This is a genomic window from Shewanella atlantica (assembly GCF_003966265.1).
In the GTDB taxonomy this organism is placed as follows: domain Bacteria; phylum Pseudomonadota; class Gammaproteobacteria; order Enterobacterales; family Shewanellaceae; genus Shewanella; species Shewanella atlantica.
In genome coordinates this window covers 391,356-415,371 of sequence record NZ_RXNV01000002.1, presented here as the reverse complement: position 1 = coordinate 415,371, position 24,016 = coordinate 391,356, and the positions used below count along the sequence as shown (strand labels likewise).

The window sequence follows — 24,016 nt, the reverse complement described above, 5'->3', positions numbered from 1 at the left end:
CAACCTATGTCATCACCATTCTCGCAGAAAGGCAATGCACTATTAATCAATAACTTACCTAAGGCCGATGTACTCTACTTGCTGCTATATATCTAGGGTGTACACAAATATATTATTTTAAACAGTTGGTCAGCATACGGTGTGGTTTGAACTAATCAACTCCAATTAAATCAACTTGAAACCAATTAACACATCTAAGCATAGTAAAAGACATGCACTTAGTATGACTATCTCACAAAAAATAATCACTCAAATAGCGCTTAAAAAAGTAAGCACAAAGAATCGATTTAATAGGTTAAACAAGCTTTAATATCCGTGTCGATCTCGTCAACGAATGGGGTACCAGTTCAGCATGTTTTATCCTAAATCTAGATTCTGGCCAAAGGCATGCCGGAATGACAAAGGTTATTTCGATTCGCGGCTAAAGCCGGCTCTTACATAATGTCATTAGTGGCTAAAGCCAGCTCCTACAAAAACCTCGATAGATTATCTTGTCATTCGATTTTTAAGACGAGCTCACTGGCCACCAGTAGTTATCGATTTCATGTTTCCACCTGAATAAGCATAACAATCTGCTTTATCATCTCATGCACCATTTATTCAGTGCCTATGCAAAAGCAAAAATGTATTCCCGAGAATTTTCTAACCGCTATGCAAAGGTATGCATATTTACGCATTAAAACTTGCTCTGATTGTGTTTTAACCAGCTAAGTTGGCTATAAAAGAGACATCCAAAAATGTCATAGGGGAATCCTTAGATTATGAAAAAACTGCAACTTGCAACTAGACTTAAATGGTTGATCTTGGAGGTTGAAGCGAAACTCATGTTGAAAACGCCACAAAAATTGCAACAAATGGTCGAAGCCATCCATGCCAGTGTCGCCGTGGTTGAACAACATGACGATGAGTTTATCATTCTTGCGTGTAATGAACGTTTTAAAGAAATGCTCGGTGAGACTCCCCCCCTAACACCTTATTGCTCGCTTAACACCATCCTGGTTACCTCGGTCGCTAATACTCTGATGAGGTTTCTTCCCGAGGTATTTAATACAGACGAACCGATAGAGTTGGAGCAGGCATTCGAGAGAGGCCAAAAGTCGAAATGGTGGCGTTTGTTCTTGAAACCTATGGCTCAACCCCAGGGTCATCAAAAGCGGGTGATGATAACGGGGATAAATATGGATGACAAAATTGCCATCGAGTCCGAAATAAACAAGACAGGAGCCAGATACAGCTCAGTGGTTAAGGGAGCCTTTGATGCAATCATTACCATGGACAGATATCAGACAATTAATTATTTTAATCGGGCGGCAGAAATAATCTTTGGCTATCGCGCCGAAGAGATTATCGGTAAGCCAATCACTAGCCTGATGCCGATTCGCCACAGAGATAATCATTCACAGTATGTAGAAGAGTTTAACAATGAACAGGTCTCTTCCCGTGACATGGGAGAAAGGATTCAGATATACGGCCTCAAGAAAAGTGGTGCGGAGTTTGCCGCAGAAATCAGCATATCTAAGATAGTCGTTGAAGGAGATACCGAATTTACCGCAATCATAAGGGATGTATCTCAGCGAACACAGTTGCTTGATGAACTGAAATTCAAGCTTAATACAGACTATCTTACAGGACTGAGAAACCGTAACTATCTCGACCATAAGCTAATAAGCATGTCGAATCGCTTTAAGCGGTATGGCTTTCGATTTTCCCTGTTGATGATCGATTTAGACCATTTCAAACAGATCAATGATACCTATGGCCATATGGTTGGCGATCAAATTCTAAAATGCTTTGCCGATGCAGCCACCGGACTACTGCGGGAGGGAGATAAAATTGCACGGTTCGGCGGTGAGGAATTTACGGTCATCCTCCCTGGAACCGAGCTATATGCGGCAAAACTGACAGCCAATCGATTATGCCATCATATTTCTGAACAGGAGTTTATCGGACCAAACGAGGAACAAATTCCATTTACGATAAGTATTGGTGTCGTAGAGTTTGAACCTGAAGACGATGTAAAAAGCATAATGAATCGCGCAGATGAGGCACTATACAAGGCCAAAGTCGGCGGCAGGAATCGTGTATCTGATTGAGTACATTTATTATCAAAATCACACACAGAAATTATTCACACCTATGTCATAAACCGAAGGGCTTCGATAAGTGTATAGCATTCGTGGCAAATGCCGACTCCTACAATGTTAGATTCTTCGCGGCTAAAGCATGCTCCTACATTTAATCTCTAAACCTGGCTCCTACATAGCTGTGAGATCTCACCTACAAACGGGCTTACATCTTTATTATCGGCCAACAGGTACACCTTATGCTTAGCTCGGGTCAATGCCACATAAAAAAGGCGGCGCTCTTCGGCAAAATGAAAATCCTCAGCCTCTGGAAGTAAAGCATCAACTACGGGGGACGTTGTCTTAAGCGATGGAAAACCATGAACGCCGGTAGTCAGCCCCATAATAATCACATAGTCAGCCTCCTTTCCCTTCGAAGCATGAAATGACTGGCACTCAATGTTAATCCCCGGATAGGCTTGGTTGAGTAACGCTAACTCCTGTTGATTCGGCAACACAAACCAATACCTGGCAAGCAGATAGACCCTTTGTTTAGCTTTTTGCTTAGTTTTTTGTTTTGCTTCTGGTTTGCCTTTTTCCTTACTCACTAACTGGTTAATCGCATTTAGGGTTTCAGTGAGCGTACTATTCGTAAACTGGTTTTGATTTATTGCGTCTTGCTGATCCTTTTCACCAGCCTGTTTGTTTGTAGCCCTGGGTTTAACAACCGTCACAGCCGATCTGATGCCTTTTTTGACCGAGTTGATGGTCTTCTTCAGTTGCATTGGGTTTTGTGTGATAAAACGGGTCGCAACATCGCCGATACGTGAATTAAAACGAAATGTCAGATCCAGGTGGCTCTTAGTGACGGGGCCAAAGTAATGTTCAAATTGTGTAGTCAATTTCACATCTGCGCCACTGAAACGATAAATCGCCTGCCAGTCATCACCAACACAAAACAGTGAGGCTGAACGCCCTGATTTTACGAGGTTTTTTGGCTGGGTTTTGGCCTCAGTTCCAGCGGTCGGTTCTGCCTCTTTTGCATGTTTTTCTTTTGAAATACAATGAGTCGAGTCTCGCAATGCCCTAACCAGTCGAGCTCGCGGTTCGGAGATATCCTGAAACTCATCCACCATGATAAAGCGCCAGGGAGAGATAAACTCCCCTTTTTCAATATACTCAATCGCCTTTGCTATCATGTCTTCAAAATCTATTTCACCATTTGCATTTAAATGAGCCCGATATGATTTTAAAATGGGTTTTATTAACTTAAATGCAGCTTCTGTTTGTTTTTGAAATACCGATGAAGACAGGAGCTCGGCAAGTGACTTATCATCTAGACATGCCCCCCGATAGAGTGTCAGTACCTGACCGAATAACTTTGCCAGCTTGGTGATATAACCCTGTTTTTGTAACTGGTCTAACAGTGTTTCATCATCGATAGGCGCACGTTTAACACGGTATTTACTCAGTCTTTTTGAAAGCACCTTAAGCAACTGACCCTGATTGTGCTGGTGATGATACAGGTCTACATAGTGAGTCTTATTTTGACTATGAAGCTCGCGTTTCCACTCTATTGAATCCTGATATGAATCATTATCGATAAACACAGGCGCTAGCCCGGTTTCATCGATAGTAAAGTAATCAATATACAGATCATCATGAGGAAGATAGAAGTTACTCTTGTATTGACGCACCCTCTTATCACTAGTTTTATCACAGCTCTTATGCTGATAGCTCGCTTGATGTTGGTACTCTATACCCTGCTTAAACAGCCAATTAGCTATCTGCATTTCTGCAAAACTATTAACCTTATCGCCCATGAAGCTTCGAATATCATTAGCGCTTAAATAAGCTAAATAATCCTGTTCATTCTCAAAATTGAATGGGCTCATCTCTGAATGAAAATGCTCACCTAAGAATGCCAACAAAGTCTTACGATAACGCGTGTCATTAAGCAAAGATCCCAGCGTGTCGTTAAGCCATTTATCTTTACCTTTGTCATCATTAACCCAGGCCGACAACTTCGGCGTAGCCCCCTCGACCTCGGTGATAATTCGCATGCCTAAGCTATGAAAGGTGCTCACCCTTATATCGTTAACAGCGACACCATTTTCCGGTTGGCTTGTTTCACCGGGAGTTAAAGGCGAACCCAGTTTGAGCTTAATACGTTCTTCCATCTCTTTAGCGGCGACCTTGCCATAAGCAAGCAGTAATACCTCACTCGCATTGGCCTGACCGCTTTGAATCAAATAACCAGCCCGGCCCACCATTACACTGGTCTTTCCCGTCCCGGCACCAGCCAATAAGAGATTGTTATTATCATCGATAACGCAAGCCCGTCGTTGTTTCTCTGTCAGTGGATTCGACTCCACATTATCGAAAAACGCCTTGTGCATGATGAGCTGCAGCTGTACATATTGCTCACGGATCTGCTCAATATCTTGTTCTGTCCAGGCTTTGAACTGCTTTAACTTAGATAAAGCAGCTTGGATCTCTTGGGGAAGCTCAAGAGATGGGTTCTGTGACCAGGGAAACCAGCGCGCATATTCGCGGGCTATCCGTGCGGTGATCATTTTAATACGTGAACGACGCAAATACTCATGAGTCATGGCCTTTTCAATTCTGGCTACTAGCTCACATAGCCCTTGTCGGTTGGCTACAGCCCAGTACACATCCATATCATTACTAAATTTTGACTTGGAGTCGTAAGAGAGAAAAGGAGTAGTGTAGATTTTCTCCCCGACCGTGAAGCTCATCAGATAGCCGAAGAAACTCCAATTAAACACCGCCGGCTTATCTAGCTGCTGCCAGTTAAAATGAATCTCAGTGTCCTTATCATGGCCCGCGCCATTTTTAATAGGGTAGTCAACAGTATTCTTATCGGTATGTTGGTCAAAGCTACCTGCCCCAGTCGATAAAAGTTGATTTGCAAACAGGCGATTTGTATATAGAGATGTGAGAGTAAGCCCATCGGCATTGTATCTGACAGCAAGTTGACTCTTCTTAAAAACTCTACCGAACCAACTGTAAGTTATAAGCTTTTCAGCTTGATCTACATTGGAAGGCCCTACTCCCGTTAGAGCGGGAGCAGACTCGCCTGCCGCCTGTATATCTGCAGTGATACCTGACGATGGTTTATTCATAGCCGGAGCAGATGAACTTGAGCAAGATGCGAAAGAATCGGTGTCAGCAGGAATGAGTCGAGACAAGGTGAGTCCTAAAAGCTGTGCCTAAAAATCAGCCCTAAAAGAGAAAAAAGGTATGACATGAGGCTCAGAAATATATGAAAGTTATATGAAAGAGATAAGAATTAAGTTTACAAGATAGCTATAGCTGAGTCATGGAGAGTCATAAAAAGAAAAACTGACAGAGCAATAAACAAGCGGTAAGGCAGTGACGAATTGTAGGAGCTGGCTTTAGCCGCGAAGTTTTTTGCAAAGGAGAGTCATTCCCGGCTAAAGCCGGTCCTACATTTAGATACCGCTCTGTTCCTACCTCTGTAAGCGCCAGCTTTATCCTCTAAGATGTATATTCTTTGTAGGGGTAGTCTCACCCACGAGGGTGTGACCCTCGGCAGGAGCAGGCTTCAGCCGCGATTGATATTTGTGATTGATAAACCAATCCATCTAAATCAGTTTACGCCAAATACTTTCTGCAATAACTCTGTGGTCTGTTTCATAGGATCTTGTCTGATTGCAGCCTCCTCTTTTGCAATGTAATAGAAAATCCCCTCCATTCCTTTCTCTACTACATGTGAGGTCAAATCAGCTTTCACATCTGGTACGAATGGCATACTTTGATATTTACCCATAACAGAGTCGTATGCCTGTACAGCTCCTACACTGGCTAACGTTTCTTTAACTATCGGTTCCATCTCTGTCGCTAAAGATTGTGACATCTTGTTTTTAAAGTATTGAGTCGCGGAATCCTGAGGGCCTTCATAGATAGTCTTTACATCATCAAAGGTCATTTCAGAGATAGATTGTACGAAAAGAGCTTTCGCCTTGGGTGTAGCCGCTTCGGCTGCGCGATTAAGCTTGAGTTCCAGATCGTCTACCATCGCAGACATGCCTACTTTATCTAACATCCCTCTGACCATGTCCATCTCGTCGGGTAACGGAATGTGGATAGATGCATCACCATTAAAGCCATCAACACCGCCTAATTGATTGACAACGTTTTCTGAATCAATTTGCAGTGCTTGTTTAAATGCATCCCCCATTTCGCCGATACTGAGCTCCCCAGCTCTTGTTTCGTCTTTCGTCTCTAACTGTTTGGTAATGCTTTTCCACCACTCGTCACCGGCATAAACCTGAATCGACAACAAGGATGCCGTAATAAAGAACACAGTAAACATCAGGATATAAAGCTTATTGAGCACTTTCATGGAAACTCCAACAGATAAATCACTTTGTATTAAAGATAGTCCATTCATACCAGCAAAGGTGCGTCGTTTAACCGCCATGGTAAGAAACGTTCCAGACGCTTTCTTACATTTACCATCTGACCCACACGGACGTGGAAGTGCCTGAGTGATATCAGGATTATCACAGGCCCTATGGGTACCTCTTCATAAAGGAGCAAATGCCAGAAACAGGATTTAACTATTTATAAAGAATGATGTGTTGTAGGAGCTGGCTTTGGCCGCGAAGGTTTTTGCAAAGGAGAATCATTCCCGGCTAAAGCCGGTCCTACATTTAGATATAGCTCTGTTCCCATCTCTATAAGCGCCAGCTTTATCCTCTAAGATGTATATTCTTTGTAGGGGTAGTCTCACCCACGAGGGTGTGACCCTCGGCAGGAGCCGGCTTTACCAGCGCAGAGTGACGACTCGATGGGGAAAAAACCGTACGTCTACGGCTCGCAACAATGACCCGCCCTGTCCGTTACCGCAAGATTCAAGTTATCGGTATCAGGCGGCACAGATTTGTCACTTGCGGCGAGTACCAAAGGATGTCGTTCTTCCAATACAGACTGTGTAAGAACCTTATCTTTGAACACCTCCCAGGGAAAATTTTCGCCGGGATCAGTTCGCCGGGAAGGATCTAAGCTGGCATGGGAGATAACGTGTTTAAGATTGGGGTACTTAGCCCAGGCATAGAGGACGATGCGAGCCAACATATCTATCTGCCACAGGGAATAGGGGTCGCGATAATATTCAACATTCTGAGTATTAACCAGTTCAACGCCTAAGCTGCGGTCGTTAACATTCGGCCCTTCACCTAATATCGGTTCATAATCGACATTGCCAACATGATAGGCCGCTTTCGCTTCGGCCACAGTGGCCCAGATGAAGTGACCATGCTCGGCTTCATTTTCATCGGGTATGATCCAGTGGGCACTCGCCTTTCTCTCTTTCCATGTGTCCACCGCATGCTCTGTTGCAAAACCTGCGGTAGCATGGATAACAATAGTGTCGATAGACTCAAACACATCACGCCTTCGCGAGCGGGCTCTGTTCTTGGTCAACCATCCAAAGGCTGGGTGCAACTCCTCCTTTAATGGTGCAAACTGGGGCCTATGACCCGGCGGTAGCGTGAAATGAAAGGTCGTGGGATTTATCGCAACGGATACAGAAAGGCGAGTGACACGTGATGGACCGGTAGCATTAGTCATATTCGTTCCTTGAATAAACTTATTAGCAATTTGTCATCATTGATAACTTGCAAAGAAGGCAAGTATATCGATGTTTAGCTAATATCTTAGCTCAAAACAAAGGGATAGCAACTCAGCTCAAACGAAAACACTTTGCTTAAATCCTGATTACCTAACCTTCAAGCTCACATACAACCTGATTAAAAATCACTACCCAGAACGGATCAAACTGAGTACCTGAGAAGTTATTGATCTCATTCATGGTCCGAACCAGCGGACGCTTAAGTAGCGTGCGATGCGCTCTTTCATGGGATCTGGCATCGAAAGTGTCGGCAATGGCTAAAATTTTAGCCCCATGACAAATTTCATCTCCTTTCAAGCGATTCGGATAACCCGAGCCGTCCACCTGTTCATGATGTTGTAGAACAATCTGAGCAGCCTGAGCCCACCTTTCTGACTCCCTGAGTAATTGATAACCCGAGTTGGGATGACGATATAAGGCTTGTCGCTCCTCTTCGGTGAAGACCCCCTTCTTGGTAAGCAGCGTTTTAGGTAAAAATGACATGCCGATATCATGTAGAAGCACGGCAACCGCTAGCTGAGTTGGATTAACCAGTCCCCCTGACCTGTCATTCATCGCCAGCGCTAGCATCAGTAGACGTACCGTACGTCCCTTCCAATAGAAAGAACGGTTTTCTAATGGGCTACTTAGACTTTCGAAGAAATGAATATCTTCATCAAGTTCGATATCGTGGCTTTTCAGCACATCTCTAATATTTTTATCGGCAACAACTTGGTTGTCGACTAAATAATCAGTATTAACTAAAGGCTCACGGCTGCCTTCATCACTTTCCTCTGTTGTTGAGGAAACGAGAGGTTTATCCTCGAGGGATAGATTAAGATAGCTATTGTTTAAGTGAGTATCCGGGTCCAGTATAAATAAGCATTTTTTAATGTATTCAATTCTTGCTTCTGGTGCGACATCGGCAATGCAGCTGATATTGATACACAAACGGTCAATCTCATCATCCGACAAAACACTGGGTAAGTCATCGATTCTTGACTGAACCATACTCTCAGTTTTATCTAGCGTGAGCAGAACGACATCACATAACAGGCTATCGTATTCGATGCGGTTTTTTCTGATGGCATCCAGTAGGTCTTCCACGCTCTGAATAAGCGGTGTAATATCTTTCAGCCCTACATAAATCAAGTTGCCTTTTATGGTGTGAATGGACCTGAACAGCGAGTTAAGCAGAGTGGCGTTAGAGGGATCCAGCTCTAAATCGATTAATACAGAATCACATGTCTCATGAGCAGTCTTGAAGTCATCATAGAAATCCCCCATGGCGTCCATATCAATCATGTTTTCGCTATTTTCGGGTTGAGAGTTTCGTGCTTCTTCCATGTCTAACACCTCAAAATTACTACTTTTTTAAACATAAGCCAATCATGTGCTACTAGTATAGTCAGGATATATGTGATTGCAGAAATGCGCTTGATCTGGGCTAATAATATACGAATTAAACAGGAAAAATGATGAGGGCAAACCGACTACTCGAATCTATTCCATCATCTTGGGCATCATAACCGTCATACCGGACTCATTTCGGTATCTAACTTCTTACGTCATTCCGATCTTTCAACGTCATCCCGGACTTATTCCAGGCTCCAGTTTTCCAATTTTTCTAAAATTTAGGTTCTACATATCAGAAAGAATCAGTTCAAAATAACGACTTGTAGGAGCGTGCTTTAGCCGCGAAGCTTTTTGTAAAGCAGACCCATTCCCGACTAAAGTCTGTCCTACATTTAGATATAGCTCTGTCATTCCGTTTTTTATATCGTCTTAGCTTCTTCAGCAAAGCGTCGACTAAGCTTATACAACGAAGCGTCAACTGACCGCCAAGGTATGAAGTGTTCCAGACACTTCCCATACATTTCCCATATCCCTATGGGTCAGATGTGGAAATGTCGATTGTGTAAGGAACAATAATCGACTTAGCTTTGTCCCCCTACTTCTGCGAGCGAATGATCTCCTCATCGACCCATTTTAATAGCTGTTTGATAGCCTTCGATAGTATCTGGTTTTGGCGAACAATATAACCTAGGCTTGTGGTGGGAAACTCCGGTAACGGCGTCACCTCTGTTTTGAGATGAGTTTTGAGATGATTTTCGAGATTGCGTTTACTGTAAATGGAAAACTCCGGCACTATCGCCACGCCAAAGCCCGCTTCAGCCCAGTCTATCTGTGCATCGACACTGCCAACCTCCATGATCCGATACTTTGGCAGATTCAGCGAAGGCAATGCTGAGTCGAGTAGATCTCGGGTACGGGTATCATGGCCTAATAAAATCAAGGTAGGCTCACTCTCCAATACCAGTTCCGGGTCAAGTTTTGCCCGTTGCCATAGCGCCAGGTTGTCCCCTAATGCACACCATCGTATCTGTTGTAACTCAGTAAAATGCAGCGGCTGACTCTCTTTTTGAGCGATCACAAAGCCCAAATCTGCTTGTGCATTTTTAACCAATTCAGATGCTTGTGATGAGGTGGTATTTAACAGCGAAAAATCGATCCCCGGAAATTCGGCTTTGAACAGTTGAAATGGCGAGATCAAAAGTAAGCGAGAGATGATGTCACTGGCCGCAATGGTGAGTGTTCCTTGGCTGAGATCATTAATGGCGTTGAGATCTGCCTGGCAAACTTGCAACTCCATTAAGGTTTTTTCGCTGGTCTTTAATAAACGAACGCCAGCTTCAGTCAGATGAAATGGATTTCGCTCGATTAATTTCACTCTTGTCGTATTCTCTAACTGCTTGATATGCAGGCTGACATTAGGCTGAGTCATATGCAGTGCCGCAGCGGCCTTACCAAAATGTTGATGCTTAGCTAAGGTGACAAACGTATTAAGCCAGTTGAGATCGATCATGCCCTTTTCCCGATAAAATAGAGATAACCTGCCCATGATATATGAAATTCTTATCAAACCGATAATAATTATTAATTTCTCATATCTAAGAATTTCAATTAGCATAGCCGCTTAATTATTCAGGAGTGTGTGATATGCCGTCTATTGTTGTTGTGGGTGCTAATTGGGGCGATGAAGGTAAAGGCCGTATCGTTGATTATCTTGCTGCAGATGCCTCTGCAAGCATTCGTTTTCAAGGTGGTAATAACGCGGGCCATACTGTCGTCAATGACTTTGGTACCTTTAAACTACATCAACTGCCAAGTGGTATATTCAACCCGGACTGTACAGCGGTCCTTGGCCCAGGCATGGTTATCAGCCCTGCAGCGTTAACCGAAGAGATTGCAGAAGTTAAAGCCGCTGGCGTGAACGTCAAGTTACACATTTCTGACCGTGCAACCCTATGTCTGCCACTGCACGCACTGGAAGATACTCTGGAAGAGGAACGTTTAGGCGATGGTGCTTACGGCTCTACCAGACAAGGTATTGCACCTGCATATGGCGATCGTGTCATGAAGAAAGGCATTCTTGTCGGTTGGTTAATGCAACCTGAAGTCTTACTTGAGCGTATTCGCTTTATGCTCGACTGGAAAATGCCACAGTTAAAAGCCCTATACCCAAGCTGCGACTTCACTCAAAGCGCCGAAGAGATGACCGCATGGTTATTAGAAGTCACGGCACCTTGGCGTGAATTTATCTGCAACGTGACAGAGCCGCTAAAAGTGATGCAAAGCAAGAATGCCAGCTTACTGTTTGAAGCTCAATTAGGTGCAGGTCGTGACCTTGTTTATGGTGAATACCCATGGACAACCTCTTCTAACGTAACAGCCGCATATGCAGGTATTGGCAGCGGACTACCCGCTCTTCGCCCGGAACGTATTATTGCCGTGGCTAAATCGTTCAGCTCATCTGTAGGTACCGGTACATTAGTGACTGCGATGGAAGAGCAGGATAACTTCCGTGAAACATCAAATGAGTATGGCGCTACTACCGGCCGTCCACGTGATATGGGTTACTTCGATGCTGTCGCCACCCGTAATGGTGTCGAGCTACAAGCCGCTACCGAGATCGCACTGACCAAGATTGACTGCTTAACAGGCATGACAGATCTTAAAATCTGCGTATCTTACGAAGGTGAACATACTCAAAACCCAATCTGGCCTCAAACTGCCGCCCTATCTCCTGTCTATGAAGAGATGCAAGGTTGGAGCGAAGACATCACAGGTTGTCGTACGTTTGAAAGCCTGCCAGAAGCCGCACAGCACTACGTGCTACGTATCGAAGCGCTAATGGGTGTTCCAATCAGCATGGTCTCTGTAGGCCCTGAACGTGACCAGATGATCCTGCGATAATTAACGCTAATCACTGGGTAAATAATACTGAGAATGGACCCCAAACCGGTTTCCATTCTTTACAGACTTACTAAAGATAGACTCTGCAACCTACACTATAAAAAATCAGAAAAACTGATGATGGTAATAGTAAGAAATGTCGTGAATGCTGGAGCATTTGTCGACTAAAAATGGAACCCATACAGGGTTCCATTTTTTATTTCTAAGTATTTAGTCAATTGACCACCAGGGGATGAAGCGCTCCAGACGCTTTTCATACATTCACTAACACCTAGATACCCTATATAATTCTACTAGCCTTAATGCTTAAATCTGGAACCTTGTAAAACTCGATGCCACACCTTTTGCCTTAGATGACTTCAAGAACATCCTGAATAGCTAAACGAGACTTAGGTAAACTCGCATTGTAGTCCTCTTCCGAGTGATGATATCCAATCGCTAATGCCACTTCACATACAAATCCATCCAATTCCTGTTTGAAAATATCACCGACCAGCTCACTATCGATACCTTCCATTGGAGTGGAATCAATACCTAATCGAGCCAGGACATGCATGGTATTACCCAATGCCAGGTAAGTTTGTGATTTGGTCCAGGCTGCATTGTTACCTGCTTCGTTGGTGTTCAGTTCGGCAAACGCAAAACCGCCAAAGGCCTGCTCTCTGTTTTCTGGTTTGGTTCGCCCATCTTCAATTCCCTTATCGACCACTCTTGCATAGTCATCGCGTGTATAAGCAGGGTTATGAGCAAATAAAATGATATGTGAGGCCGCATTAATATGTGGCTGATTAAACTGATACTTATTGGCAAATGTCTCATGCATGCGCTGCTTTGCATCATCACTCTCGATCACAATAAACTTCCATGGCTGAGAGTTAATTGAAGAAGCAGATAAACGCATCGCCTCATACAATATATCGAGATCGGTTTGTGGTATACGCTTTGATGCATCGTATTTTTTTACCGTATGGCGCTTGTTTAGGTCGGTAATGATAGGGTGAGTCGTTGTCGTCATAGTCGTAGCCATGTATTTCTATTCCTCTAATAAACCATCTTTAATTTGAGCATGGAAAAGAGTTTAATTCAAAATACCCTAACTAAAAATAGCCTAATCATTGAATCATTATCAAAAAAACGTAGATAATGATTGAGCTAAACCGATTTTTTACCCCACATTTGATCAAGCGACCACCCGTCATTCCGGCAAAGGCCAGAATCTATCTTTTGTAGGAGCTGGGTTTAGCCGCGAAGGCTCTTGCAAAGGTGAGTCATCCCCGGCTAAAGCCGGTCCTGCATTTGATATAGCATCATTCATTCCCTTGTCTGTAAACGCCAAGCATTAATCTCGAAGATGCGGCTTCTTTGTTGAAACAAAGAAGCCGGAACCCGAACAGACTTATATCTGATCTTTCTTAACCATCATTCATTTCTAAACTAGTTTTGCAAACGAAACGCAGCTCTTGTTTTCATTCGGCCTAAAACCTCCTTGCGCACAAAGGTCACCAACACAAAGCTCACCATTAACGTCCCGACAACTGAACTAATGATCAGCATAAGCAAATACCAGGTAGGCATTCTGGCCCCATCATGTAAGAAACGGGCACTGTATTTAGCTTGATAAGCGAGCCCTTTGTCACTGAAGGTCTGCGCCGAATCTAACTTACCCGTGTGAAGGTCAATTTTTATTGTGTCTGTCTGCATCAAACCTAAGGCATTATTGCCATTAAAGCTCAGTGAATAGATATAACTCCCCTCTTCCGGTTTACGCGGCTTTGAGACAGAAACCAGCTCAGACACCGGCCATATTTTTTGGGCCGCGACTATCTGTGCCTTCCAGTCATCGCCTTGTGCTAACGTGGGCTTTTGTCGATTGTCATCAAGAGTCGAATCCCCCCTGGCACCATAGGTGATATAGGCACCACTGATAGACATAATTAAAAGCGGAATAGAAAAGATCAGCCCTAACTGGATATGGCTCTTGATCAGTGCACTGTTTTTACCATTTTTAGGCAGTGTATGCTTCCACTTAAAACCACGTCTTATCAACCACCACAGATAAAGGCCGATAAAGATGATTACAGTTGCCAATATTGCGCTGATAGCATTGGCATGTTTACCTGGGTCGCTTAGGTGAAAGTTACGATGAAACCAGAACATCCAACTTTGCAGAGAATCTTTACTTTTTACCTGATGGCTTAACTCTTCAAGGTCAGTTGTTAGATAAGTGGACTCTTGTCTCGAATAGGCCTCGACATAAGGCGCCATTTCGGTTGGTAGTTTTACACCTGATGCCTCCGGATAGTTCGCCAGCACATCCGCAGCGATAACAGCTTTTTCTTCATGGCTCAGCGCAGAATACACCTGACCTTTGTCGTCCATACGTTTAAGCAGATCGGTACCGCCTAAATAGATACCCGTCGTTAATACAATCAGCATTATTAAACTGATAAAAAAGCCTACCCAGTTGTGGAGTGTTTTTAATATTTTTGTCATTTTGAATTTTCAGTAATAGCTTGTAATTGAGAAAGGTTATCATTAACAAACTCTATTTCAATACTCTAAACGGGATTTACAAAGTAATGATTTTTGTAGGAGCCGGCTTTAGTCGCGAATTTTTATAGGCTGACTTATCAGGTATGTTCCAGCATCTAGCAACGAACGTCATTCCGTTCTTCATATGTCATTCCGGCGAAGGCCGGAATCCATTAGCTGGAAACACAAACCAATGCTGGATTCTGAAGTGAATTAAGAATGACCTACAACACAAACCAACTCTGATACCTGATTTTAAAGTGAATTCAAAGTGACGAAATACCCTGTTGTAGGAGTCGGCTTTAGCCGCGAAGCTGTCATTCCGGCGCAGCATCGTCTGAGCCCTTACAGCGTAGCGTCGTTTAAGCTCCAATAACGAAGTGTCATCCCTGCTCAACCAACAAAGTGCCACCTTAGCTCTTCTAGCGAAGCATCGTCTCAGCTTTAATAGCGCAGCGTCATTTCTGACTTACAGCGTAGCGCCGTCTTTGACTTTAAAGCGCTCCTTTTCTTTCACTTTAAAATTCAATTAAGGAAAGAATAAGGTGTGACTGGGATACTACTATTATTGAATATCAATCGTTAGCCGCTATTTTGTACGTTGAATCAGTTGTTTATTAACTCGTACAACATTAGATCGAACAGCATTCAGGAATTAGCATGAATCAGATCACTCTTATCGCCTTGGTCACCCTAGCCGTCTTGGTTGTGGCAACCATAATCATCATTCCGGTGACCAAATTTATGTTCAACGTAGCGATAACTGTCGTCCCCTTCATCATCGTCACAATAGGGGCTTATTTCATCTACCAACATCTACTCAAGAGGAACAAACAATGAATACAATCATAGTGATAGGCGCAATCGTTTTCTTTGCAGTACTACTGGTAATGAGCACATCCAGTAAAAATTAAAACATCTCCGAAAACCAACCCGGAAAAAGCGCACTTAAAGCCAGCCCTCAGAATCAGGATTAGTATCGAGACCGTGTTCAAAACAAACGGCTCTCGATACTAAGCTCCCTATTTATAATATCTTCTATTGCAAACCATGAATCCTCACCCGCAAGCCAAAACCCAACATTAAGAAGGTTCCCGTCTTTTTTACTATGCTTAATTAATACTTATGTCCGGTCTGACTAGCAAGGACCAGGCACTGATTGTAAGTGGGTGCGAAGATGAAGTTACAAAGGTATTGGATTGGATTACTTTCGCTAATAATGAGCTGCTTATTAGCACCAGTATTGGCCACAGAGCCCCAAGCGGAACAAGTTGACGCTAACTTTCCACTGCGCTCCATTTATAAAGATATACCGATTATCGATCATCATACGTTATATAAACAGTTGGAAAGTACCCTCGTCATCGACGTGCGCTCCCAGTATGAATACGACACGCTACACATCAAAGGTGCGATCAATATTTCTATTTCAAATGCCGGTTTTATTACAAGGGTTAAGAAATTACGGGCGCAAGACTCACGGCCAATCGTGTTTTACTGTAACGGCATAACCTGCGAAAAATCCTATAAGGCGAGTGATAAAGCAATTAAGAATGGCATTACGAATGTGGCTACCATGGATCTGGGGATATTTGGCTGGATTGAGGCTTTTCCTGATGCCGCGGTAATTCTAGGCGAAGAGACAGTGCCAAAAGATAGACTTATCACTAACGAGAAGTATCAGTTACACCTTTTATCACCCGGTGAGTTTGTCGCGAAAATTGATAAGTCGGTGATGGTTATCGATATCAGAGAGCATTATCACAGAGACCCGGTCATTCTCGAGGGTGTTACCCGGGTCGCATCATCAGATAAAGTTTTCGGGCTTTTACGTAAGGCCAAAAAGAATCAGCAAACTATCTTGTTTTATGATGCTGTAGGCAAGCAAACTCCCTGGTTACAATACTTAATTGAAAAAGTGGGTGTAGAGAATTATTACTTTATGGATGGCGGCGTAAAAGCCTATGTTGAAGCGGGTTTACCTATGGATTGAATTATTAATAACAAGCACACATCTCTACGTTATAGAAAGCCATAATCCCCCCCAAGAAAATCAACAATCACATAGTCGATTGTTTTTCACCCAAAGCTGCGTTATAGATATAACTCTCTTATATAACGAGTTTTAGCGCTAAGAAAGAGTCGACCCACTTAACCGCTGCCCGAGACTGAACAATGAAAAGTTTACCGTTAATCTTGACCTTATTAGCTGCTCTGGTCTCTATCGATGGCCAGGCAAAAGCCTGTGAGAACTATCAACTCGAGCAAGTCGCTGAAGGGCTCGGGATCCCTTGGGGCATGGCCTTAATCGGCCCCAATAAACTCCTGGTCACCGAGCGAGGTGGAAAACTGTTACAGCTTGACCTCACCAGCGGCAAGCAGAGAAACATCAAAGGCCTACCACCCATTTACGCCGATGGACAAGGCGGCCTACTGGATATCCAACTAGGCCCAAAAGTGGCTCATACAAGTTCTGATACAAGTTCTGATACAAGCTCTGAGACAAGTGCTAATACAGACTCTAGTACAGTTCATCTTAACAGTGGCAAGAAGCAATGGCTCTATTTTACCTATTCAAAGCCAGTTTCTGGCCTGGGCCGAACGACAATTGCAAGAGCCCTGCTTCGGGGTAGCAGGTTAGTTGAATGGCAGGATCTGCTTGTCACCCAATCGGCAACTGATACCGGCCGTCACTTTGGATCGCGCATAGCCTTCGATGACAAGGGCCATCTGTTTTTCTCGGTCGGTGATCGCGGCCATAGACCCAACGGACAGGACCTGACCACACACGCGGGTAGCATCTTGCGCCTGAACCTCGATGGCAGTGTGCCTGAAGATAACCCCTTCGTTTCTGGCTCTAATAAGAGTAATGAAAATGCTTTGCCCGAGATCTACAGCTATGGCCATCGCAACCCTCAAGGCCTGACATTTGACGCAGAAAACCAGCGCTTATGGTCGATTGAACATGGGCCCAGAGGCGGAGATGAGATTAACCTGATTAAGCCAGGTGCCAACTATGGCTGGCCCGTGGTCTCATTTGGCAAGGAATATTGGGGGCCGATAAGTGTCGGTGAGGGTACATTTAAAGAGGGGATGGAGCCGCCAACAAAGGTCTATACCCCATCCATCGCCCCCTCGAGTTTATTGGTCTACTCCGGACGAGCATTCACCGAATGGGAAGGTGATCTACTCAGTGGCGCACTAAAACTGACTCACCTGAACCGAGTAGAACTCGATGGTGAGCTTGCCACTTCAGAAGAAAGACTGCTAACCGAGCTTAACGAGCGGATACGTCAGATCATAGAAGATGAACATGGCTATCTGCTCATATCGACAGACAGCGGGTCTATTTATCGCCTTAAACCATGTGGTGTTTAGATAGCCGCTAGATACATGCTGAAGAGAATTGTACTCCCATCTAAAACTTTATCGGGAGCCATCTCGGATGGATTCATAGGTTTAATTTGGCTACGCAGTATTTGTTGACGAAATGGTTCGAGAAGATCATGATGAACTTGAACCAAAGGTAGGCTTACCCATCAAGTTATGCAAAAAACCTTTTAATGCAACAACTTATAACCATTGCAACTTGAAAGCAAGACTAATCTGGAGTCTGTAATGACTGATATATGCCAAGAAGAGCTTAAAGATAATTTCGACCATTTTGATACCGACGGAGATGGTAGCATCCAACTTTCTGAGTTTGAACGCTTATTGCAGGCACTGGAAGCCTTGGAGCCGGGTGAAAGTGCCGAGATTGGTTTTAACGCAATAGATCTGGACGGAAACGGAAGTATCGATTTCGAAGAGTTTAGTGAGTGGTTCAACAGCCAGTAAAATACGCTCATATCAACAGACAGTGGGCTATGTTAAGCCATAAAGTCTTTAGTCGTGACGCCATCGGCATAAGTTCGGCTGGAAGATGATGGCTTACTGCATGTTTATGCTCTACGCACTATAGAATATCGACAAGTACATAAACTGCCCCACCTCACTCCCGGAGCGAAATGCCTTAGTGTTTAGCCTCTAACTAATAAGGCTTTCATCAGGAAAAGTATCCATACAGTTTGCCTGCCCCATCAATTATTCATTTTGCCCTGTTAGCGTCTGGTCGATTCAAATTCTCCTTATAAACTATCAAATTACCTAAATGGATATTTTCTACGAAACAACTTGTGAACTTCCATAACCGCTAAAATACTCAAAGCCATCATCAATAGAGATCCCCAGTGCTCGAAAGAAACGGGATGAACTTTTAGCACATCTTTTAACCAAGGTGTGTACATCGCTGCTATGTGTATCAGCTGTGCAGTGAGCGTTCCAAATAGAAGCAGAGGGTTGAGCATGAGGTTGTGACGAAAAACGGAACGGGATTCAGAACGGCAGTTGAATACATGGACATTTTCAAACAACACCATCAGCAACAAAGTACTGTTTCGCGCTTCATCTACGGCCATCCCCGAACTAATTAATGATTGGAAAAGAAAAAAAGCCATGCAGCCGATGCAGACAGCCGAGATAACAACGCGTTCTATCATTATTCGATTAAAAATGGCTTCAGTGGGTTTCCGGGGAGGCGAAGCTAATTCGTTACCTTCGGCAGGTTCGAAGGCCAGTGCCACATCTTGGATGCCATTGGTAACCAGATTCAACCAGAGAAGTTGTACTGCAAGTAGCGGGATTGGAATATTCGCAATTAGCGCCAGGGTAAACATCACCAGTTCAGCCACACCGGTCGATATAAGGAGAAATATGACTTTACGGACATTAGAGTAGGCTACTCGCCCCTCTTCGATACCGGCAACGATTGAGGCAAAGTTGTCATCGGTGATCACCAATTCGGCCGCCTCTCGCGCAACATCGGTACCTTTTTCTCCCATTGCTACGCCGACATGAGCCGCCCGTAGCGCCGGGGCGTCGTTGGCACCATCGCCGCTGACTGCGACATAGTGGCCATTTCGTTGCAGTGATTGAACAATAAGGAGTTTTTGTTCCGGTTCCACTCGAGCAAACACCCGAGCATCAAGTGTCAGCCTGTCAAATTCGACGTCGTTGCTAGCCTTTTTGAGTTGCGGTCCAGTTACAATCTGATCATTTGAATTGGCGAGTTTGAGCTCTTGAGATACCGCCAGGGCAGTGACTGGATGGTCCCCTGTTACCATAGCGATGTTTACTCCAGCTGCACCACAGGCTTCGAAAGCTTGCTTGGTTTCATCTCGTAATGGGTCAATCATGCCCACAAGCCCAATAAGGGTTAAACCGGATAACTGCTCTTTCGAGAAGTCGGCACCAGAGCAGTTTACCGAGCCGGATGCCAAAGCGATAACCCTATAGCCCTGGCGAGCAAGAGCGTCGGCTTGTTTTTCGATTAAACACTTGTCGATGACCTCCGGACCATCAACCTTTGCCATTTGACTGCATAAAGGTAACAGGCGCTCAAGCGCACCTTTCACAAAGGCAAAGTGTTCACCTTCGACCTTGTTTAAACTGGCTGAAAACTGCAGTTTCGACTCAAATGGTATGGTTGCAATTTCCGGCATGCTGTTTAACTTTTCCGAGCGTACGATGTTTAATTTATGGGCCATCACCAATAGTGCAACATCTACAGCGTCGCCATGGTGGGCCCAATGGCCGTCACGATGAGCGAGGAACCCCTCATTGGCCAGCACTGCGGTTTGACACAGTTTATTCGCCAGTGTCAGCTCCCGGGGCGACAGTTGCGAATTAAATTTAGTGATTTTTCCACCAGGTACCAGGCTGTCACCACCGACTTCCCATGGTATCTCTCCAGGGAATTCAATCAATCTAGCGGTCAATTGGTTGACCGTTAAGGTGCCCGTTTTATCAGTCGCAATATAAGTACAGGAGCCCAGCGCTTCAACGGCAACCAGATTGCGTACAATCACATTGCGTTTGGCCATTCGGTGCATACTAATCGCGAGAGCAACGGTCAAGGCAACCGGCAGCCCTTCGGGAATAGCAGATACTGCCAGTGCAACTGCCAGCATAAAAATGTCGCTCACTTCCATGCCTCTTGCGTATGCTACGCTGGCCATAATGGTCGCCCCGGTTGCAACCAAAACCGTGACTTTATAGGTGAATTTTTCCATCCGGATCATTAGCGGCGCTTTGGGGGGCGGTTTATTGAGCACCGCCGAGGCTATTTGCCCCAACTCGGTATTCATTGCGGTACCGACGACAACACCGGTGCCCCGCCCACGATTGACCATGGTACCTGCAAATGCCATGTTCACTCTATCGCCCAGGGTGCAATCCTCGCCTAACACCAGGTTGTCATCTTTTTCTACGGCAAGGGATTCTCCTGTTAATAAAGATTCGTCAACTTCAAGGTCATGGGAGCGTATCAGCCTGAGGTCGGCCGGTACTCTATCGCCAGACTCCAGCATAACGATATCCCCGGGAACCAGATCTTTGGCATCTATTTCGTATGTGTCGCTTTCTCTAACTATGTTACAACTGGTTGTGACGAGTTGGTTTAGGGCGGCTGCCGCTTTTTGTGCTGAATACTCCTGAATCGTCCCCATGATGGCATTAACTAAAAGCACAGCGCCAATAAAAATCGCATCGGCCCACTCCTGAATAAAGAGTGAAAAAATAGTTGCTATCACGAGTACATAGATAAGTGGACTGGCAAACTGGCGGAGAAAAAACCTGAATACTCCTGGCAATTCAGGCTCAGGCATGGTGTTTAAACCGTATTGTTTGACACGCGCTACGGCCTCATTGTGGTCGAGACCATGTTCCGATGATTTTAACCTCGCTAAAATAGTTTCTGCTGTGGTGGCATGTACAGAATCGATAGCCCCATCTTTTGGTGGAACTGGTTCGGGTTTAGCTCCATTTAACTGAAGATTAGCAGTGCTCTTCATGTTATTTTTTTGCATAAAGCCCTTGCCATAACCACCAGCTTACTTTTCCACTTTTGGATGTTTGCGATAAGCAGCGGCAGGAAAGTTGGCGTATAAGTTTGGCGCATAAGTGGCCGGTCAGCTGGAGTGTGGAAGAGACTTTCTGTTCGATGCCCGGTTTTCACTATCAAGTCAAAATGCTTTTGCAGGGCTTCAATGACAAGCATTGACCTGATCATATGAAAATCCTTAATAATAGAGGGAAAAATTAATAGTTAAGTATAGATGAGGAGCAATTATTAGGCATAATAATTACTTTGTTTCCGAGGGTTTAAAGTAAATCGAACAGACTGGCCTGGACATTTTTCTTGGTTTATAAAGCCGGTTTTATCCATCCAGCTAGTGACACATAGATAAATTTAAGGCAAAAACACTTAAACGCACGTACCTGAATCGAGTAGTTCTCGGCGGCGTGCGTGCTCTTAGAAAAAACTACTTTCAGAGCCCAACGAACGGATAAGCAAAGTTATCTGCTCATTCACGCATCTTGATAGTTCGCATACACGTGTTGATAAACACGCTGCCCCATATCAGCCAACTCATAATCTTGAACAAAAATCAAACTAGTCACCAGCTCCATTTTTTACGAATTTTCGTATAAAACCGTTTTTTTAAGCTGATGACATAGGACGTCAGTAATAGTGCTTATGAATCTCGTAATTCTCGACGTAAGATCTTCCCAACATTTGATTTTGGCAATTCATCTCTAAATTCGATTACCCTTGGGTTTTTATAGCCGGTAAGATATTTTCTACAATGTTTTTTTACTTCATCAACGGTCACATTACCTTTGCGGACAATAAATAATTTAACTTTTTCTCCTGTGGCGTCATCAGGAATGCCTATGGCCGCAGCTTCGATGATGTGAGGGTGAAGTGTTGCAACTTCTTCAATTTCAGTTGGAAAAACATTAAACCCGGAAACTAGAATCATATCTTTTTTACGGTCTTCAATATAAAAAATCCCATCCTCATCCATTCTTCCTATATCGCCAGAGCTTAACCAACCTCCTGTATGCATAACAGTATTGGTTTCGGCTTCTTGTTGCCAATAGCCTTTCATCACTTGGGGGCCTCTAATTTGAATTTCACCAATTTGGTTGGGACCTAAAGGTTCATTTTCATCATTAACGATACGGAGTTCAGTGCTGGGTAAAGGGACACCAATTGAAGAAATAAATGATTGTTGTTGATGAGTACCTGCTGCGACTACTGGGGAACATTCAGTTAAGCCATAACCTTCTATGACAGGCATTCCAGTAAGCTCTTGCCAACGATCAGCAATATTTTTCTGCGTCGGCATTCCACCAGCAATAGTAAAACGAGCGTGACTAAAATCTAACTCTTGAAAACCAGCATGATTGTTTAGACCATTAAAAAGTGTATTTAAACCAAAAACCATTGTGAATGGGTATTTGCTTAAATCTGCTACGAAACCATCGACATCTCTTGGGTTGGTAATGAGTAAATTCGTTGCACCGAGAAAGAGCATAAACATCATACTCACTGAGTTGGCAAAAATATGATAAAGCGGAAGTGGGGTTACTGCATATTCCTTATCATATAAGGTTCTTGGGCTAAAATGAGCATGAACCTGTAGAACGTTAGAAATAATATTATTATGAGTAAGCATTGCCCCTTTCGCAGGACCTGTCGTTCCACCTGTATATTGGAGGTATGCTAAATCATCTACTGTTATTTGGGGATCTATAAAGGGAAGTTTCTTGCCTTCGGTTAACGCTCTACGCAATGAAATAGCGTCGGAAATATGATATTTAGGCACTATTTTTTTGACATGTTTGATAAGAAAGTTAACCAATGTACGTTTATGAATAGCTAACTCATCGCCGATTTTGGTTAAAATTACATGCTTAATGTTAGTCTCATGCAGTATTTGCTGAAGGTTATTACCAAAATTTGTTACGGCAACAATAGCACTGGACCCTGAGTCTCGTAATTGATGTTTTAATTCTCGAGGGGTATAAAGTGGATTAACATTTACAATAATGAGTCCTGCTTTTAATGCACCTAAAATAGTTATGGGATATTGCAATAAATTAGGCATCATCAAGGCGATTCGTTCGCCTTTTTTCATTTTTAGTTCAGATTGTAGATAAGCAGCAAAAGCGTTACTTTTACTTTCGAGATCTTGGTAGGATAAGCTATGTCCCATATTGATATATGCTGCTTTTTTAGCATGCGCACTAAAAGACTCTTTAAACAAATCATTGATATTGTTATACATACTTGAATCTATTGTTGTGGGCACATCCTCAGGATATTTTTTTAACCACGGTTTATCATTTGTCATTATAGTCATCATTAATATTGTTGTTTAAACATCACAATTGTAAATTAATTTACCTAATTAGTATAAAAATAATAGCTTGAATTCAATGAATTAACTACTGTTCTAGAGGCGGAGCAGTAGTTAATCTCTCGGAGTGTGACTCGCCCCTGCTTTTACCACTTTTCCAGTTCACTCTATCTTCTTCAACAATGAAAAAAGCATTCAGCTATAGCATTATCATGGCAGTTTCTACTGTGGCACATGCTTGCTTCAGGGGTTGTTGCTAA

The 24,016-nt window shown here is 43.7% G+C and carries 16 protein-coding genes; 6 read left to right on the top strand and 10 right to left on the bottom strand.

Translation table 11 applies throughout. The annotated features are described in order from the left end of the window. The first annotated feature begins 761 nt into the window (after window positions 1-761). A complete protein-coding gene (locus EKG39_RS07015; protein WP_126505026.1) occupies window positions 762-2,093 on the top strand; it encodes a sensor domain-containing diguanylate cyclase in 1,332 nt (443 codons plus the stop codon). A gap of 149 nt (window positions 2,094-2,242) precedes the next feature. Here the strand turns inward: EKG39_RS07015 and EKG39_RS07010 are convergent, their stop codons facing one another. The 5 genes from EKG39_RS07010 to EKG39_RS06990 all read right to left on the bottom strand — a co-directional run bounded on the left by EKG39_RS07010 (window position 2,243) and on the right by EKG39_RS06990 (window position 10,588). Further along, entirely contained in the window at window positions 2,243-5,275 is a 3,033-nt protein-coding gene (locus EKG39_RS07010; RefSeq protein WP_246028432.1) for a UvrD-helicase domain-containing protein, read from the bottom strand. A gap of 422 nt (window positions 5,276-5,697) precedes the next feature. After that, window positions 5,698-6,453, bottom strand: coding sequence for a DUF4197 domain-containing protein (locus EKG39_RS07005; protein ID WP_126505025.1), 756 nt, complete (start codon window positions 6,451-6,453; stop codon window positions 5,698-5,700). Window positions 6,454-6,920: 467 nt separating this feature from the next. Then, window positions 6,921-7,682 carry an N-acetylmuramoyl-L-alanine amidase gene (locus tag EKG39_RS07000; protein ID WP_126505024.1) on the bottom strand — a complete coding sequence of 254 codons (762 nt, stop codon included), beginning with the start codon at window positions 7,680-7,682 and terminating at the stop codon, window positions 6,921-6,923. Between the two features lie 151 nt (window positions 7,683-7,833). Further along, window positions 7,834-9,069 (bottom strand): HD domain-containing phosphohydrolase, encoded by a 1,236-nt coding sequence (locus tag EKG39_RS06995; protein WP_126505023.1) that lies wholly within the window; start codon window positions 9,067-9,069, stop codon window positions 7,834-7,836. Window positions 9,070-9,673: 604 nt separating this feature from the next. Then, a complete protein-coding gene (locus tag EKG39_RS06990; protein ID WP_126505022.1) occupies window positions 9,674-10,588 on the bottom strand; it encodes a LysR family transcriptional regulator in 915 nt (304 codons plus the stop codon). Between the two features lie 134 nt (window positions 10,589-10,722). On the opposite strand from EKG39_RS06990, the gene EKG39_RS06985 reads away from it, so the two are divergent. Continuing rightward, window positions 10,723-11,979, top strand: a complete 1,257-nt coding sequence (locus tag EKG39_RS06985; RefSeq protein WP_126505021.1) for an adenylosuccinate synthase — start codon at window positions 10,723-10,725, stop codon at window positions 11,977-11,979. 349 nt (window positions 11,980-12,328) lie between these two features. Here the strand turns inward: EKG39_RS06985 and EKG39_RS06980 are convergent, their stop codons facing one another. Further along, window positions 12,329-13,006: a nitroreductase family protein gene (locus EKG39_RS06980; protein ID WP_246028431.1), complete on the bottom strand. Its 678-nt coding sequence runs from the start codon at window positions 13,004-13,006 to the stop codon at window positions 12,329-12,331. A gap of 407 nt (window positions 13,007-13,413) precedes the next feature. After that, window positions 13,414-14,472, bottom strand: a complete 1,059-nt coding sequence (locus tag EKG39_RS06975) for a PepSY-associated TM helix domain-containing protein (RefSeq protein WP_126505020.1) — start codon at window positions 14,470-14,472, stop codon at window positions 13,414-13,416. 699 nt (window positions 14,473-15,171) lie between these two features. Between EKG39_RS06975 and EKG39_RS06970 the strand changes: the two genes are divergently transcribed. From EKG39_RS06970 to EKG39_RS06955, 4 genes are all read left to right on the top strand, one after another. After that, window positions 15,172-15,351 carry a hypothetical protein gene (locus tag EKG39_RS06970; RefSeq protein ID WP_126505019.1) on the top strand — a complete coding sequence of 60 codons (180 nt, stop codon included), beginning with the start codon at window positions 15,172-15,174 and terminating at the stop codon, window positions 15,349-15,351. 337 nt (window positions 15,352-15,688) lie between these two features. Further along, window positions 15,689-16,504 carry a rhodanese-like domain-containing protein gene (locus tag EKG39_RS06965; RefSeq protein ID WP_126505018.1) on the top strand — a complete coding sequence of 272 codons (816 nt, stop codon included), beginning with the start codon at window positions 15,689-15,691 and terminating at the stop codon, window positions 16,502-16,504. A 182-nt stretch (window positions 16,505-16,686) separates the two neighbouring features. Continuing rightward, window positions 16,687-17,889, top strand: a complete 1,203-nt coding sequence (locus EKG39_RS06960; RefSeq protein WP_126505017.1) for a PQQ-dependent sugar dehydrogenase — start codon at window positions 16,687-16,689, stop codon at window positions 17,887-17,889. Window positions 17,890-18,129: 240 nt separating this feature from the next. After that, on the top strand, window positions 18,130-18,348 hold the full coding sequence (locus EKG39_RS06955; RefSeq protein WP_126505016.1) for an EF-hand domain-containing protein: 219 nt from the start codon (window positions 18,130-18,132) through the stop codon (window positions 18,346-18,348). 305 nt (window positions 18,349-18,653) lie between these two features. Here the strand turns inward: EKG39_RS06955 and EKG39_RS06950 are convergent, their stop codons facing one another. From EKG39_RS06950 to EKG39_RS06940, 3 genes are all read right to left on the bottom strand, one after another. Next, window positions 18,654-21,416 carry a cation-translocating P-type ATPase gene (locus EKG39_RS06950; RefSeq protein WP_246028430.1) on the bottom strand — a complete coding sequence of 921 codons (2,763 nt, stop codon included), beginning with the start codon at window positions 21,414-21,416 and terminating at the stop codon, window positions 18,654-18,656. Next, window positions 21,398-21,619 (bottom strand): hypothetical protein, encoded by a 222-nt coding sequence (locus EKG39_RS06945; RefSeq protein ID WP_126505015.1) that lies wholly within the window; start codon window positions 21,617-21,619, stop codon window positions 21,398-21,400. The genes EKG39_RS06950 and EKG39_RS06945 overlap by 19 nt, the downstream gene beginning before the upstream one ends. Before the next feature lie 466 nt (window positions 21,620-22,085). Beyond that, window positions 22,086-23,762, bottom strand: a complete 1,677-nt coding sequence (locus EKG39_RS06940; RefSeq protein ID WP_126505014.1) for an AMP-binding protein — start codon at window positions 23,760-23,762, stop codon at window positions 22,086-22,088. Between the last annotated feature and the right edge of the window lie 254 nt (window positions 23,763-24,016).

What these genes read in the sequence shown, in the direction of transcription:
- EKG39_RS06975 (WP_126505020.1), bottom strand. Translation starts at nt 14,472, where the DNA reads ATGACAAAAATATTAAAAACACTCCACAACTGGGTAGGCTTTTTTATC.
- EKG39_RS06950 (WP_246028430.1), bottom strand. Translation starts at nt 21,416, where the DNA reads ATGCAAAAAAATAACATGAAGAGCACTGCTAATCTTCAGTTAAATGGA.
- EKG39_RS06955 (WP_126505016.1), top strand. Translation starts at nt 18,130, where the DNA reads ATGACTGATATATGCCAAGAAGAGCTTAAAGATAATTTCGACCATTTT.
- EKG39_RS06960 (WP_126505017.1), top strand. Translation starts at nt 16,687, where the DNA reads ATGAAAAGTTTACCGTTAATCTTGACCTTATTAGCTGCTCTGGTCTCT.
- EKG39_RS06985 (WP_126505021.1), top strand. Translation starts at nt 10,723, where the DNA reads ATGCCGTCTATTGTTGTTGTGGGTGCTAATTGGGGCGATGAAGGTAAA.
- EKG39_RS06965 (WP_126505018.1), top strand. Translation starts at nt 15,689, where the DNA reads ATGAAGTTACAAAGGTATTGGATTGGATTACTTTCGCTAATAATGAGC.
- EKG39_RS06995 (WP_126505023.1), bottom strand. Translation starts at nt 9,069, where the DNA reads ATGGAAGAAGCACGAAACTCTCAACCCGAAAATAGCGAAAACATGATT.
- EKG39_RS07015 (WP_126505026.1), top strand. Translation starts at nt 762, where the DNA reads ATGAAAAAACTGCAACTTGCAACTAGACTTAAATGGTTGATCTTGGAG.
- EKG39_RS07005 (WP_126505025.1), bottom strand. Translation starts at nt 6,453, where the DNA reads ATGAAAGTGCTCAATAAGCTTTATATCCTGATGTTTACTGTGTTCTTT.
- EKG39_RS06945 (WP_126505015.1), bottom strand. Translation starts at nt 21,619, where the DNA reads ATGATCAGGTCAATGCTTGTCATTGAAGCCCTGCAAAAGCATTTTGAC.
- EKG39_RS06940 (WP_126505014.1), bottom strand. Translation starts at nt 23,762, where the DNA reads ATGATGACTATAATGACAAATGATAAACCGTGGTTAAAAAAATATCCT.
- EKG39_RS06970 (WP_126505019.1), top strand. Translation starts at nt 15,172, where the DNA reads ATGAATCAGATCACTCTTATCGCCTTGGTCACCCTAGCCGTCTTGGTT.
- EKG39_RS07000 (WP_126505024.1), bottom strand. Translation starts at nt 7,682, where the DNA reads ATGACTAATGCTACCGGTCCATCACGTGTCACTCGCCTTTCTGTATCC.
- EKG39_RS06990 (WP_126505022.1), bottom strand. Translation starts at nt 10,588, where the DNA reads ATGATCGATCTCAACTGGCTTAATACGTTTGTCACCTTAGCTAAGCAT.
- EKG39_RS06980 (WP_246028431.1), bottom strand. Translation starts at nt 13,006, where the DNA reads ATGGCTACGACTATGACGACAACGACTCACCCTATCATTACCGACCTA.